The sequence below is a fragment of the Glycomyces algeriensis genome (assembly GCF_027622855.1).
Lineage (GTDB): Bacteria > Actinomycetota > Actinomycetes > Mycobacteriales > Micromonosporaceae > Glycomyces > Glycomyces algeriensis.
This window is the reverse complement of the sequence record NZ_JAPZVR010000001.1, coordinates 531349-545614: the sequence shown is the minus strand read 5'-3', so window position 1 is coordinate 545614 and position 14266 is coordinate 531349. Positions and strand designations below refer to the sequence as shown.

Here is a 14266-nt window from a genome sequence, read left to right as displayed (position 1 = left end):
GGCACCCCTCCCTTGCTGTTCGCCGGCTGGCTTAGGCGACGGGCAGTCCTGACAGTCCGGCGACCAGCCCGAGCGCGGCGCAGACTCCGAGAACCCGCAGGACCGACCATCGCAGGGCGAACACCAGCACCAGGGCGATCACGGTGATGGCCAAGGCCACAGGCCGAATCGAGGCGAGCTCCGGCAGAGTGAAATGGAACGGCCCGGCGTCCACCGCCCGGCTCTCAGCGAAGAGGGTGTTCACCGCAAAGTAAAGAGCAAGGTTGGCGATGACGCCGACGACCGCAGCGGTGATCCCGGTGAGGGCGGCCGAGAGCCGTTGGTTGTTCCGCAGTCGTTCGATGTAGGGCGCGCCGAGGAAGATGAACAGGAAGCAGGGCACGAAGGTCACCCAGGTGGTGAGCAGTGCGCCGAGAACACCTGCGGCCCAAGGGTTCATGTCGCCGGGGTTGTTGTAGGCGCCGAGGAAGGCCACGAACTGGACCACCATGATCAGCGGTCCGGGAGTGGTCTCGGCGAGCGCGAGGCCCTTGACCATGTCGCCCGCCGAGAGCCAGGCGTAATGCTCAACGGCCCGTTGGGCGACGTAGGCGAGCACCGCATAGGCGCCGCCGAAGGTGACCACCGCAGTGCCGGAGAAGAAGAGTCCCTGGGCGGTGAAGACCGAGTCGGTGCCGGTCAGCAGGATCACGGCGAGAACTGGTGCGGCCCAGAGGATCAGGCCGATCGTGATGATGCGGAAGGCGCGTTTCGCGCTCGGGGGCTCGTGGTGGAGGGCGTCGTCGGCGATGAGTGGGGCGGGGCCGTCGTCGGCCTTGCCGTGGCCGCCGTTCTTCAGGATGCCGGGCCTCCAATGCCCGATGGCCCAACCGGCGAGCGCCGCGATGGCGATGACGATCGGGAAGGCGATCCCGAACAGCGCCAGCGCGATGAAGGCCGCGACGGCGAGGCCGATGAGGAGCGGGTGCGAGAGGGCGCGTTTGCCTACCCGGTGGACCGCTTGGGCGACGATGGCGACGACGGCCGGGGCGAGTCCGGCGAACAGGGCGGTCACGACCGTGGTGTCGCCGAAGGCGACGTAGACGATCGAGAGCACGAGCAGGGCGACCATGCCGGGGATGACGAACAGGATGCCGGCGGCGAGGCCGCCTCTGACGCCGTTGAGCAGCCAGCCGACGTAGATCGCGAGCTGCTGGGCTTCGGGTCCGGGCAGGAGCATGCAGTAGTTGAGGGCGTGGAGGAAGCGCTGCTGTCCGATCCAGCGGCGTTCGTCGACGAGCGTGCGCTGCATGACCGCGATCTGTCCGGCGGGGCCGCCGAATGTCTGGAGCGAGATGATGAACCAGGCTTTCAGGGCGGTGCGGAAGGGCACCACGTCACTGCGGGCGCTGTGGATCTCGGCAGTCGAGGAGTCGGGCGATTGGCTCACTGCTCATTCCTTCTACGTATTGGAGCGTTGGGAGCGTTGGTGGCATTGGGCGCGTTAGGCGTTGGAGGCGTTGGAGGCGTTGGTGGCATTGGGCGCGTTAGGCGTTGGGGGCGTTGGAGGTTCAGGCGGGTTCGCGGCCGAGGAGGATGGGGCGGCGGTAGGCGGCGGTAGTACTCGTAGAGGCCGTCGAACAGCGGCTTGGCCTGGCCGATGGTCTGCTCGTCGCCGCGGGTCGCGGGTCGCGGGTCGCGGGTCGCGGGTCGCAAACCATGGGTCGCAGCCCGTGGGTCGCAAGCCGAAGGTCGCAAACCATGGGTCGAAGGCGATGGAGCGTGGGCGCATGGCGTTGTCGGTGCCGTGGGTTTCGGGCACGTCGAAGCGCTGGTCGTCCAGGTCGGCCTCGTGGGCGACCGGGCGTGTACGCCTCGTGAACGGTCTCTCGGACGGTCTCGTGGACGGTCGCGGTGAGGTGCCGGTGCACCGGGTCTGCGGTGTCGGAGCGGCGCGGGATCGTCTCGCGGGTGAGTCGGCACTCGGCATCCGGTTGGGCGGGAGCACCCGCTCGCCTGCTCACCTGCTCGCCTGCACCCGACGCCCTGATGCCGTTCACCGAGACATCGTCACATGAAACCGCGGATGCACCAAGCCTGAGAGCCCGCATTCGGCGGCTGTTTGCAGGTTACTTTGCTCCTGATCGGTTGGGGCACAATAAATCCCAAATTCCCATAGGAATTTAGGAAAATATCGGGCCGCAGCGGCGCGGCCCGACGGGAAAGGCCCGCAATTCGGGCGTTCAGGTCAGTCGGGGCGGGTTCCAGTCGTAGATGTCGGCGATCGTCTTCATGGCGATCGAGGGCGGCACGACCGAGGCGGACGCGTCCCGGATGCCGCTGGCGATCCGGCTCGGATTCATGAGCATGCGACCGATCCGGCCTGATTCGCGGGCGAGCGCCGCCGCGCGGGGGCGGCGGGCCGCGTCGTAGGCGCGCAGTGCTGCGGGCACCTCGGCCGCTGAAAGCTCTGCGGCGAGCACGACCGCATCCTCGATCGCCAGGCACGCGCCTTGGCCGATGTCGGGGGTGACGGCGTGCGCGGCGTCGCCGAGCAGCGCCACGATTCCGGCCGTGAACGATTCGAGCGGTTCGGCCAGGTAGTAGACGTCGTTGCGGAGCAGCGCCTCGGTGGGCGTGGCCGCGATCAGGGCCGGGACCGGGTGGTGCCAGTCGGCGAACCTCGAGACGAGGTCCGCGACGCGGTGTTCATGGGCCGCACCGGGTTCGGCGTTCTCGAAGGCGTACCAGTAGGCGCGGCCGTCGCCGATCGGGGCGCTGCCGAACCGGGAGCCCCTCCCCCAGGTCTCCGAGAGGCGCGTCGGGACGCCGATCCGGTCGGCCGCCTCAGCGGGAACCAGGCCGCGCCAGACGGTGTACCCGGCGTATGCCGGTCCGGGGTAGTGCGGGAAGAGCTGGGCGCGCAGCTTGCTGCGGACGCCGTCGGCGACCACGACCAGGTCGGCGTCGACCGTGACCTGGCCGTTCGGTCCGTCGAAGACGACCGAGGCGCCGGTCCCGTTCGCGGCGGCCCCTGAAGCGGTGTGTCGGGTGCGAGTTGCGGCGCCGCTGGTTTCGCCGGTTTCGCTTGAGGCGACGCCCGCAGCGGCTCCCGTGGCGGCGCGATCGGTGTGGATTGCGGAAGCGCCGGTCTCGCCCGAGGCGACTCCCCCGGTGATACCTGTTGCGGCGTGGCCGGTGTGAATCGCGGAGTCGCCAGTCTCGCCGGAGGCGACGCCCGCGGTGAGTTCCGTTGTGGCGTGACCGGTGTGAATCGCGCAGCCGTCGGCCTCGCGCGGACCGACCCCCTCGGTAACTCCTGTTGCGGTGTGGCCGGTGTGGACCGCAAAGTCGCCGGCCTCGCCCGAGGCGACCCCCTCGACAACTCCCGTAGCGGCGTGGCCGGTGTGAATCGCTGTGTCGCCCAATGCATCTCGCAGGATCTTATAGAGCGCGGCGCGGTGCACGTTGTAGAGGCCGGCGCTGTACCGGTCCTTGAGCAGGGCGGATTCCACACCGGTGATGCGCCTGCCGCCCCGGGTGCGGGATTCGAGGCCGTCGAGGGCGCAGGCCGCCGCGAGCAGGTCGGGTTCGAGGCCGAGTTCGCGGAGCGCTTTGACGGCGTTCGGCGCGATGCTGACCGCCGCGCCCACTTCGCCGAGCTCCGCGGCGCGCTCGTAGACCTCGACCTGCCAGCCGGTGCGCCGCAGCGCGACGGCTGCGGCCAACCCCCCGATTCCGGCTCCGACGACGACCGCCTTGCCGCGAGCTGCAGGAACAAATGCATTGACCATGGAAAAACTCCTCGAGTTACTGCCTCTCACTCTTGTTAGAGACTGTAACTGAATTTACATGGTCTATCCTTGGACGGTCAACAGCGGGAGGCAGCAGTGGAGCAGACGGCCATCGACCGGCGGCAACGCCAGCGCGAGGCGACGCAGGCGGAGATCCGGCAGACGGCCCGGCAGCTGCTCGTCGAGTCCGGTCCGGAGGCGATGAGCGTCAGTGCTATCGCGCGGCGCATGGGGTTGAGCGGGCCGGCGATCTACCGCTACTACGGCAGCCATGAAGCGCTGATCGGCGCCGTCATCGCCGACCTGTTCAAGGAGGTGACCGAGGCGATCGAGCGGGCTCGCGACGCGGCCGAGCCGGACTCGCCGGGCGAACGGCTGCTGGCGATGTCGAGGGGCCTGCGTACTTGGGCGACAAGCCAGACCGTCGAGTTCCGGCTCCTGTTCGCGGCGCCGATCCCCGAGGCGAACCGCCGCGCCGATTCCGAGCGGCAGCAGGCGGGCGAGGAGTTCGACCAGGTCTTCCTGCGCGAGATCGAGCGGCTCTGGGCCGAGCGGCCGTTCCCGGTGCCGGATCTTGACGGGCTCGATCCCGCGCTCCGGTCCCAGGTGCTGGCGTACACCCAGCGGAAGCGGACAACGCTGCCTCCTGAAGCGGTGCAGGTGTTCTTGACCTGCTGGACGCGGCTGTACGGGCTGCTGGTCATGGAGGCCCTCGACCAGCTCTCGTTCGCGTACAGCGACACCGAGCCCGTGTTCGAGGCCTGCCTCGCCGACATCAGCGGCCTGCTCGGCATAGATGGACGGCGGCAGCCCGGGCAGTAGGTGGAGTGGGCCCACGAAGCGAGCGTCCCGAGTCGGGGCGGTAAGCAGGCGGGCGCACCGCGAGTCGGGGCGGTGAGCAGGCGGGCGCACCGCGAGTCGGGGCGGTGAGCAGGCGGGGCGGTCAGCGGGCGGGCGCGCCGCGAGCTCGGGGCAGTGAGCAGACGGGCGCGCCGCGAGCTCGAGAAGTGGGCGAGGCGGGCCCCGAGGTCAGCGCCGCGAGCCCCAGCAGCGAGCGGGGCGGACCCCCGAAGCGCACACCGCGACCCCGGGCAGTGGGCGAGGCACGCCGCGAGACCTGGCAGTCCGCGGGACGGCAGGCCCCCGATGCGTGCGCTGCGAGCCCGGGCAGTGGGCGATGCGGACCCTGAAGCGCGCGCCGCGAGCGCGGCCAGCGAGCGGGACCGAAGCGTGCGCTGCGAGCCCGAGCAGCGAGCGGGACGAAAGGCCGCGGCCCTGCGGGGTCGCAGGGCCGCGGCTCGGTTCAGTTCGGTTCGATCGTTCCGTTTCGTCTCGATCCGACCCGATCTGGGGCTACTGGGTGAGGACACTCACGCCGATCGCCTCGTTCATATCGTCCACTCTGGAGAACACGTTCTGCCAGGAGCAGTCGCCCACGTGCGAGCCGTAGGCGCGGTTGTTCCAGGACCAGCCGCCGCCGGAGTCGCCGCCGATGGTGACGTCGCCGTCCATGCGGACCAGGCTCTCCGTGAGGAAGCCGTCGAGTGTGCAGGACCACCAGGGGTTCTGGACGTCGAGGCCGCACTCGCGGCTGTTGGTCGAGCGGCCGAACATGCAGATCGACTCGCCGACGGTGAAGCCCCACCAGGGCTCGACCGAAAGGGTGTCACGCCGGGTGTTGGGGTGGGCGTAGAACTCGGCCTCGTCGACATGGCCGGGCGTGGTGTGCCATTCCATGTCGCCCCAGTAGCCGCGGTGCTGCTGCTGCCAGGTGAGGGAGATGAACCCGTGGCCGGGCTGCCAGGCCTGGTTGATGCCGGTGCAGTGGCCTGCGGTACTCACGCCGGTGGTGCCGCTGGGGCTGACGACGGTCCAGCCGGTGGTGCAGTTGAAGGTGCCGCCGACGTAAGCGGCGAGGCCGCCGTAGCCGTGCTCGGCGGTGTTGCCGAGCTTGTCGGAGACGGTGAGCTGGACGCCCTCCTGGAACTCCTCGGGGAGCTTCTTGAGGATCTCCTCGGGGTCCGAGGGCAGCCCACGGGTGGCGCCCACTTCGACGGTGATCGTGCCTTCGGCGGTGATGTCGAAGCCGCTGGAGAGGTTGCGGAATCCGGCCTCGGTGAGCGCGCCGTTGAGTCGCGTGTTGCGTTCCTGGAGTTCGAGGAAGGAGTAGGGCTGGTTGTCGGCGATGTTCACGTCGAGGCCGCTCTCCTTGACGACCTCGTGCACGAAGGCGTCGGCCTCACCCTTGATGTAGAGGGTCGGGGCGCCGCCGGGCTTCTCGGAGAGGGCGGTGCCGACGAACACCTCCAGGCGCTCGGGGGCGATCTTGGCGGCGATCTCACCGATGGCCTCGGTGACCCGGTACTGGGCTTCAGCTTCTTCGAAGCTCCAGCCGTGGGTCTTGGCGGTGTTGCTGAGTTCGTCCTTGAGGCTTTCCTCGGGGCTCTGGTAGCCGTCGGTGGGTTCGGGGTCCTTCTCTTGGGCGGTGGCGGCGGCCGGCGGGGCCAGCAGCACGATGGGCGCCACGAGCGCGATGAGCACGCGCCTCGTGATGGGGTTCTTCATGGGGAAAATCCGATCTGCACTTCATCGAGAAGATGGGGATTGGGAGATTCGGGCCCGATGCCAGGTGTGGTGGCCTGACAAGAAGTCACGCTACCAACACGCACAGGTCCGGTGGGTCCCTTGTAGGACGATACGGTCGGATCAGACCAGCATCAGGTGGACGTTTTCCGAGGTGGCGGGTACATTTACGGTTCAACCTGTGTCGACAATGGTCGGTTAAGCGACACAAGGCGTTCTGGTCTAGCGGCGGTTCAGCGCCCTGATCCGGTCAGCCGCCCCCTCTTGCCCACGCACTCGGGCCTTCCCATGCCTCGCAGGTGTATTGATCAGATCTTTATTTGTTTATTTATCTGTTCAAACATTGACATGCATACATGAGCCATAGCAAGATGTCCGTATATGAACCAGGAAATACTCCTGGCCCGTTCCGACACGATCTGCGCACCGGCAGCGCAGGAAGGGAAACATCAGATGACCCTTGTCAAACGCAGGTCGGCCGCCCTCGGCCGGCTCGTCCTGGCGGTCCTCGTGATCGCCGGGTTCGTGAGCTTCGCGTCTCCGGCGCAGGCCCAGGCCTACCACTCGTGCGACCGGTGGGGCTCGTACCAACAGAGCGACTGGACGGTCTACAACAACATCTGGGGCGAGAACTTCGGCACCCAGTGTCTGACCGTCAACAGCGCCACCTCGTGGTACGTCGACGCCAACCACAACGGCGGCGGCATCAAGTCCTACCCGAACACCTCGGTCAGCCCCCAGACGCCCTTGTCGCAGATGGCGAACGCGGGGTTCACGTACAACACGTCGTCGGCCCCCGCCGGCAGCGGCGACTGGTGGAACTGGACGGCGGACCTCTGGTCCACCGGCAACGTCGACGAGATCATGATCTTCACCAGCTGGGAGACGGACGGCTCGCCCGCCGGCGGCTGGGGCACCCAGATCGCGTCCAACGTGACCGTTGGCGGCATCCTCTACTCGGCGGTCTGGCAGGCCGACCCGGGCTGGAACGTCCTGCAGTTCATCCCCGCCCAGCAGAGCAACGAGGGCCATGTCGACGCCCTCGCGACCTGGAAGTGGGCCGCAGACCAGGGTCTCCTGCGCAACACCGACTTCAGCACGATGCAGTTCGGCCTCGAGATCACCTCGACCAGCAACGAGTCGAAGCGGTACTCGCTGAACGAGTACCACGCCTGGTGGACCAACACCTCAGGCGGCGGCTCGGGCATCTGACCGCAAGCCGCGCAACACGAGTGAGGGCCGGGGACCGCAATGGTCCCCGGCCCTCGGCGCCTTCTCGTTTCGGCCCGTCTCGTTTCGGCCCGTCTCGTATCTAGACCGCTCGTTCCGGGACTTGTCGTTCCCGGCCCGCTCGTTCCGGTCAGCTCTCGGGACGCCACGCCGGGTCGCGGCCGATGAACGCGGCCAGCTTGTCCTGCGAGGACGCGTCGTCGGCAACGGGCACGGCAGGGCCGAACTGGCCGCTGTCGCGCAGGAGCTGCTCGATCGGCCGCATGCCCTCCAGCGCGGCGCGGCAGCGCTCCTCCCCCAACTCGGGCTCGCGGCCGAGCGCCTTGGCGAGGTCCCAGGAGTGCGCCCAGATGTCGGCCGTGTAGAACTGGTCGATCGCCTCGTCCACGGGCTTGTCGCCGGTGTTCGGGTTGCTGAGGACCCGTCCGGCGGGCTCGTCGAGGATGGCCTGCACCTCGGCGACGTGGCGCTTCCAGGCGGCGGCCGGGTCGGCGTCGACGTCCAAGGGCTCCAGTTCGATGCCGGCTCCTTTGAGGAAGTCGCGCGGCCATTCGATCAGGTGCTTCACCACGTCCAAGGCCGTCCAGGCCGGGACGGGGCTCGGGCGGGACCAGTCGTCGGCACTGGCCGCCTCGACGAGCGCGGTGAAGTAGGCGGCGTCGTAGGCGTGCCGCCCGGAGGGGTCGGCGGGCGGCTCGTGCGTTTCGTTGTGCGGCACGGTTCTACGCCTCTTCCTGTGCGGCGAGCATTTCGTCGAGCTTCTCGTAGCCCTCGTTGACGCCGACGTCCATGCCGCTGGCGAGCATGCCGTCGCGGGTCTCGAAGTCCCCGGTCACGCTCAGCACCCGCAGGCGGGTGCGGCCGCCCTCGAGCGGTTCGAAGGTCAGCGTCTCGAGGAAGACCTTGTCGGGCTCGCCCTCGTAGGTGAAGGTCCAGACGATCCGCTCGTTCTCGCGGACCTCGTGGTAGCTGCCGAAGAAGGCGTAGGTCCCGCCCCCGTCCGGCCCTTCGCCGGTGAAGGCCCACTCGCCGCCCGTGCGGACGTCCCAGCGGGTGATCTTCGTGTTCGACGCGCGGGGCCCGATCCACTCGGCGTAGAGCTCCGGGTCGACGTGAGCGTGGAACACGCGCTCGGGCGTCGCGTCGAATTCCCTGGTGATCTCGATCGTGGGGACCATGGGGTCCGCGACGATCTCGGCTTGCTTGGTCATGATGCCTGCTCCTTTTCGGTTCGCCGGTCCTCGTCGTCCTGGGCCGTGCGGGCCAGGAGGGCGTCGAGCCGGCGGTAGCGTTCCTCCGCCTCGCGGCGGTATCGCTCGATCCACTGCGTCATCAGGTCGAAGGCCTCCCTGTTCAGGTGGACGGGTCGGCGCTGGGCGTCTCTGCTGCGGGTCACCAGGCCGGCCTCTTCGAGCACTTTGACGTGCTTGGAGACGGCCTGGAAGCTCATTTCGTACGGCTCGGCCAGCTCGCCCACCGTGGCGTCGGAGACGGAGAGCCGGGCGACGAGGTCGCGCCGGGTCGGATCGGCGAGTGCCGCGAAGGCCCGGTCGAGCAGCTGCGTACTGTCACCCACGATTCGTCCTCAACTAGTTGGTTGAATACAACGATAGACCTCGGCGCCGTTGTTGTCAACTGATTGGTTGAATACGTTGCTGACCTGGAGGGATGCGCGGAGGTTCAGGCCAGCGCGCGGTCGAAGACCTCGCGGTGCGCGGCGACGAAGGCGTGCTCGCGGCGGCTCCACTCGATGCGGTCGGCCAACTGCTCCGGCGTGGTCGGGGCGGTCGCCGGCCCTGCCTTGAACTCGGCCCAGAAGCGCACATTGCGGGCCTGTCGTTCGAGGATGCAGTCGACCAGCACCTGCCGCTCCGCGACCTCCAGGCCGTACGCATCGGCGATGATGCGCACCTGGTCCGCTTGGCGCGCAAGGGAGAGGACCTGCTTCGAAGCGACGGACCAGGTCCAGGCCAGGTAGGCCACGTCCTCGAGCCGGCCGCCGGGGGCGGCCTCGGCGAAGTCGATGAACGCGACCGGGACACCGCCCTGGAAGACCGCGTTGTTCGGGCCGGGGTCGTGGTGGCACACCACGTCGCACCGTCCGGCCAAGTCGCTCCCGCGGGTCGCGTCGTGCATCTGGCGCAGCAGCGCCGCCGCGGCCTGGACCTGGGTGTCCGACCAGACCCCGAACCGGGCCGGGACCTCGCCGGGGAGGAACGAGAGGACGTCCGCGCCGCCGGTCCTGCCGAGGTGCCTCGGCGCGCCTTCGAAGCCCTGCCGTTCGAGCAGCCCGAGCAGCGCGGCCATGAAGTCGGAGGAGCCGGAGAGCGGGCGGTGCACCGTGTCGCCGACGCGGACGACCCCGGCGGCCATGCGCCCGCCCTCGAGCGGCACGGCGTCCGGTGAGGATTCGGGCAAGGTCAGGAGCCCTGCCTCGGAGCGGCGGTGCTCTCGCGCCGGACCAGTGCCGGGCGCTCGCTGGAGTAGCGGCGGGCGGCCGTGCCGTCGATCGCCAGCTTCAGGAGCTGGAAGCCCCGGGTGCCCAGGCCTGCGAAGTCCTGGTCCACTGTGGTCAACGGGGGGCTCCAGAGCTCGGCGAGCGGGTGGTCGTCGAAGCCCGCGACCGAGATGTCCTCGGGGACGCGGCGGCCCGCCTCGGTGATGCCGCGCATGACGCCCATCGCGATCTCGTCGTTGCCGCAGAAGACGGCCGTCACCTCGGGGTCCGCGGCGAGTTCGCGGCCGACCGCTATGCCGCTCTTGGGGTCCCAGGTCGCGTCGCGCACCGCGGGGACCGCGGCGCCCGCCTTCGTCAGGGCCCGCTTCCAGCCGCTCGTGCGGCCGTCGACCCGGCGCGAGGGCGGGACCCGCACGTGGTGCACGGTGCGGTGGCCCAGGCCCAGCAGGTACTCGGTGAGTTCCTCCGCCGCGGCGGCCTCGTCCAGGACCGCTTGCGGCACACCGGCTTCCCGCGTTCCGGAGAGGGCCACGACCGGCAGGTCCTCACCGAGCTTGTGCAGCGCGGCGACGCCCGGCGGATCGAACTTGAGGACCACGACCCCGGCGAGGGTCTGCATCCGGACCGCCGCCACCGCGCGGTCCACCTCCTCGGCGTCTGCGCTCTCCACGACGGTGATCATGACCGTGTAGCCCTCGGCGCGGGCCGCGATCTCGATGCCGCGGATCGTCTCCGCGTAGCCGTACCGGGAGGTGTTGCCCGCGATGACGGCGATGGTCTGCGACCTGCGCGAGACGAGGACGCGGGCGGCGGCGCTGGGCCGGAAGTCGAGCTCCGCGATGGCGGCCTCGACCAGCTCGCGCTTGGCCGGGCTCACCTTCGCGGCCCCGGTGAGCACCCGGGAGACCGTCGGGACCGAGACGCCCGCCAGTTCGGCGACGTCCGAGATCGTCGGGTTCCTGCCCGTCCTGCCCACAGCTCTCCTCACTTCCCCGCACCGCCGGCGCTCATTTCACCGCACCACTGGTACTCGGGTTCATTTCACCGCTCCGCTTGTGATCCCGGAGATGATCCTGCGCTGGGCGACCACGAAGGTGATCAGGAGCGGCAGGCTCATCAGGATGATATAGGCGAAGATGAGGTGCCAGTTCTGGAGATACAGGCCCGCGCTCGCCACCTGGTAGAGATTCAGAGGCAGCGTGTCGAGCCGGCCGCCGACCACGAACAGCGCGTAGAACACGTCGTTCCAGATGTAGAGGCAGATCAGGATGGTCGCGGTGGCCAGCACCGGCCGCAGCAGCGGCAGGATCACCCGGATGAAGGTACGAACCGGCCCGGCCCCGTCCACGCGGGCCGCCTCCTCCAGCTCGTGCGGGATGGTGCGCACGAAGCCGGTGACGAAGAAGATCACTGTGGACAGGTACATGCCCATGTAGACGCCGATCATGCCGAGCGCGGTGCCGGCCAGGCCGAGCTGGCGCAGCAGGAGCACGATCGTCACCACCGCAGGCGGCAGCACGATCCCCGAGATGCCCAGCGCGTAGATCGCGGCCGTGAGCTTTCCGCCGCGGCGGCCGAGGATCCAGGCGGCCATCGAGCCGAGGATGAGCACGCCGATCACCGCCGGGACCATCACGAGAAGGCTTCCGAAGAAGCCCGCGACCATGCGGCCGTCCGCGAACACTTGGGCGAAGTTGTCGAACAGCCGCCATTCGCTCGGCGGCGACAGGTCCGGGTTCAGCGCTTGGGCCTGGTCCTTCGCGGCGGTCGCGATGACCAGCCAGAAGGGGACGCCGAGCACGAGGACCGCGACGAGGATCGCGACGACCGGCTGGACGGGGAAGCGGCGCTTCGGCCCCCGGCGGGCGGGTGCGGTGCGGGCGGCCGTCTCCGGCCGTTCGGCGGTGAGGGTCACAGCACGTCCTCTCGCTTGCGCAGGTACCGGATCACGGGGAAGGCGAGGATCGCGACCAGGAGGAACAGGATCAGGCTCATGGTCGTGGCCTGGGCGAACAGGCCCTGCCCGAAGGTCCGGAAGATGTAGATGTTCAGCAGTTCGGTGGTGCCGCCGGGGCCGCCCTCGGTGGTGGCCTGGACGATGTCGAACCCGTTCATGGAGCCCAGGAGAGCGGTCGCGACGTTGAACGTGACGGCGGGGGCGAGCAGCGGGAACCGGATGGCGCTGAACATGGTCCAGCGCTTCGCCCCGTCGAGGCGGCCCGCTTCGAGCACGTCCTCGCTGATGGTCTTGAGCCCGGCCAGGTAGATGAGCATCGAGAGGCCCATCCACTTCCAGGCGTGGACGATTGCGACGACCACGATGGTCCAGGTGGTGCTGCCCAGCCACGGGATCGACACGTCCGAGCCGGTGAACCAGCCGATGATGCCGTTCAGGGCGCCGTCCGGCTTGAGCAGCGCCTGGAAGATGTAGCCGACCGCGAGCGCGGACATGATGACCGGGACGAAGAACGCGACGCGTACGGCGCGGTTGACGCGGGTGTCCTTTTCGAGCAGGAGGGCGAGGCCGAGGCCGAAGGCGTTCTGGAAGATCGCGACGAGGACGGCGTAGAGGAGGGTGACTTTGAGGGAGTTGAGGAGGGTGCCGTTGGTGAAGAGGGAGGTGAAGTTGTCGAACCCGGCGAAGTTGATGGCGCTCTTGAAGCTCGACCAGTCGGTGAAGGCGTAGACGAAGTTGAAGACGGTGGGGACGAGGAAGAACACGACCAGGACCGCGAGCGCGGGGATGAGGAACCATAGTGGATGGTCTTGGTGGCGGGGTCCTGCCTTGCCCTTGGCGAGCATGGTGGTCACGGGTTGGGCCTTCCTGCTTGCGTGTCGCTGGAGATGTGGGCGCCGGGTCGTGGTCCCGGCCCGGCGCCCGTCGGTGTGGCTAGAAGCCTTCGGCGCCTTGGGCCTTGGCGAGTTCGGCGAACTGGGCCTGGGTGGCCTCGGCGACCTCGGCGGGCGTCTTGGTCCCTTGGATCATGTCCGCGAGGTAGATGTACAGGTCCGGGTTGGCGATGGCCTGGGCCTGCATCGAGCCGACCGACGTGCCGACCGAGTCGCTGACACTGAGCAGGGCCTCCGGGACATCGGCGGGGGTCTCGACGCCGGCCTGGAGCGAGACGGTGGACTGGGCGTTCACGAAGTCCTGGTAGCCGTCGCCCATCCAGTAGGAGAGGAGCTGGCGGGCGGCGGCCTCGCGCTGCTCGTCGCCGGTCTTGAAGGCCACGAGGGCGTTCGACTGGTCGGGGATGAAGGTGCCGGTGTTGCCGGACGGCGAGATCGGGAAGAAGCCGATCTTCTGGTTCAGCTCCTCGGTGTCGGCGAGCGACTGGAGCTGGCCGAAGTAGGAGTTGACCTGCATGACCATCGCGGCGTCGCCCGCGAGGAGGGCGGCGCCCTGGTCCTCGAAGGTGGCGGTCTTGATGTCCTCGTTGAACAGGCCTTCGTCGATGAGCGCCTGGTAGGACTCGATGGCGCCCAGGATGGTCGGGTCGGTGAACTGCTCCTCGTTCGCGTTCACGCGGTCCCAGAGGCCGTCCGCGGCGGCGTCCGCGAGCAGCACGTGGACCCACCACTGGGTGCTCCACTTGTCCGCGGCCATCTCGTGGAAGGGGGTGACGCCGGCGGCCTTGAGGTCGCGGGCGGTCTGCACGAAGGAGTCCCAGTCGGTGGGGGTCGCGGTGATGCCGTTGGCCGCGAACACCTCTTTGTTGTAGTAGACGCCCTCGACCGCGGGGGTCGTGATGAGCGCGGCGTAGCGGGTGTCGTCGAGGATGCCGGTGATGTCGCGCAGCTCGGGCTTGTAGGCGTCGAGCCAGGGGGCGTCGTCGAGCGGCTGGAGGTTCTGGGAGGCGTTGAGGGCCGTCAGCTGGGAGCCCGTGGGCTGCCAGAACGCGAGGTCGGGCTTGTCGCCGGTGGCGACCTTGGTCTGGACGCCCTGCTCGTACGGGTCGGGGATGGTGACGACCTCGACCTCGGCGCCGGTGAGCTCCTCGAAGCCCGCGATGACGCTGTCGGGCACGGTGTTCGAGTTCTGGGCGGCCCAGATGGTGAGGGTGGTGCCGGTGAGGTCGGCGTCCTGCGCGGGCCAGGAGACCGGGCCGTCCGACCCGGTGTCGGCGCCGGGGTCGGAGCACCCGGCGAGGGTGATCGCGCCTGCGGCGGCGAGCGCCAGCGCGTTGCGGAACCTGTTCTTCATTGAATCGCTCCTTACGGT

At 68.9% G+C, this 14266-nt stretch carries 13 protein-coding genes; 2 read left to right on the top strand and 11 right to left on the bottom strand.

What is annotated here, in order from left to right; genetic code table 11:
• Positions 1-31: 31 nt before the first annotated feature.
• A complete protein-coding gene (gene chrA, locus O2L52_RS02205) occupies positions 32-1429 on the bottom strand; it encodes a chromate efflux transporter (protein ID WP_270113662.1) in 1398 nt (465 codons plus the stop codon).
• 793 nt (positions 1430-2222) lie between these two features.
• Complete coding sequence (locus O2L52_RS02200; protein ID WP_270113661.1) at positions 2223-3773, bottom strand: FAD-dependent monooxygenase; 1551 nt, start codon at positions 3771-3773, stop codon at positions 2223-2225.
• A 96-nt stretch (positions 3774-3869) separates the two neighbouring features.
• Here O2L52_RS02200 and O2L52_RS02195 point away from each other — a divergent pair, with 96 nt between their 5' ends.
• Positions 3870-4595, top strand: coding sequence for a TetR/AcrR family transcriptional regulator (locus O2L52_RS02195; RefSeq protein WP_270113660.1), 726 nt, complete (start codon positions 3870-3872; stop codon positions 4593-4595).
• A gap of 531 nt (positions 4596-5126) precedes the next feature.
• On the opposite strand, the gene O2L52_RS02190 is transcribed toward O2L52_RS02195, so the two are convergent.
• Entirely contained in the window at positions 5127-6338 is a 1212-nt protein-coding gene (locus O2L52_RS02190; RefSeq protein ID WP_270113659.1) for a chymotrypsin family serine protease, read from the bottom strand.
• A 471-nt stretch (positions 6339-6809) separates the two neighbouring features.
• Here O2L52_RS02190 and O2L52_RS02185 point away from each other — a divergent pair, with 471 nt between their 5' ends.
• Positions 6810-7568, top strand: coding sequence for a glycoside hydrolase family 12 protein (locus tag O2L52_RS02185; RefSeq protein ID WP_270113658.1), 759 nt, complete (start codon positions 6810-6812; stop codon positions 7566-7568).
• Between the two features lie 148 nt (positions 7569-7716).
• On the opposite strand, the gene O2L52_RS02180 is transcribed toward O2L52_RS02185, so the two are convergent.
• From O2L52_RS02180 to O2L52_RS02145, 8 genes are all read right to left on the bottom strand, one after another.
• Complete coding sequence (locus O2L52_RS02180) at positions 7717-8304, bottom strand: TIGR03086 family metal-binding protein (protein ID WP_270113657.1); 588 nt, start codon at positions 8302-8304, stop codon at positions 7717-7719.
• Positions 8305-8308: 4 nt separating this feature from the next.
• A complete protein-coding gene (locus tag O2L52_RS02175) occupies positions 8309-8797 on the bottom strand; it encodes an SRPBCC family protein (protein WP_270113656.1) in 489 nt (162 codons plus the stop codon).
• Positions 8794-9162: an ArsR/SmtB family transcription factor gene (locus tag O2L52_RS02170; RefSeq protein ID WP_270113655.1), complete on the bottom strand. Its 369-nt coding sequence runs from the start codon at positions 9160-9162 to the stop codon at positions 8794-8796. Before O2L52_RS02170 ends, O2L52_RS02175 begins: the two co-directional genes overlap by 4 nt.
• Positions 9163-9266: 104 nt before the next feature.
• Positions 9267-10004, bottom strand: a complete 738-nt coding sequence (locus O2L52_RS02165) for a phosphotransferase (RefSeq protein WP_270113654.1) — start codon at positions 10002-10004, stop codon at positions 9267-9269.
• A 2-nt stretch (positions 10005-10006) separates the two neighbouring features.
• Positions 10007-11020 carry a LacI family DNA-binding transcriptional regulator gene (locus tag O2L52_RS02160; RefSeq protein WP_270113653.1) on the bottom strand — a complete coding sequence of 338 codons (1014 nt, stop codon included), beginning with the start codon at positions 11018-11020 and terminating at the stop codon, positions 10007-10009.
• 60 nt (positions 11021-11080) lie between these two features.
• Positions 11081-11959 (bottom strand): carbohydrate ABC transporter permease, encoded by an 879-nt coding sequence (locus O2L52_RS02155; protein WP_270113652.1) that lies wholly within the window; start codon positions 11957-11959, stop codon positions 11081-11083.
• Positions 11956-12846 carry a carbohydrate ABC transporter permease gene (locus O2L52_RS02150; protein WP_270113873.1) on the bottom strand — a complete coding sequence of 297 codons (891 nt, stop codon included), beginning with the start codon at positions 12844-12846 and terminating at the stop codon, positions 11956-11958. The genes O2L52_RS02155 and O2L52_RS02150 overlap by 4 nt, the downstream gene beginning before the upstream one ends.
• Positions 12847-12934: 88 nt before the next feature.
• Positions 12935-14248, bottom strand: coding sequence for an ABC transporter substrate-binding protein (locus O2L52_RS02145; protein WP_270113651.1), 1314 nt, complete (start codon positions 14246-14248; stop codon positions 12935-12937).
• Positions 14249-14266: the final 18 nt, after the last annotated feature.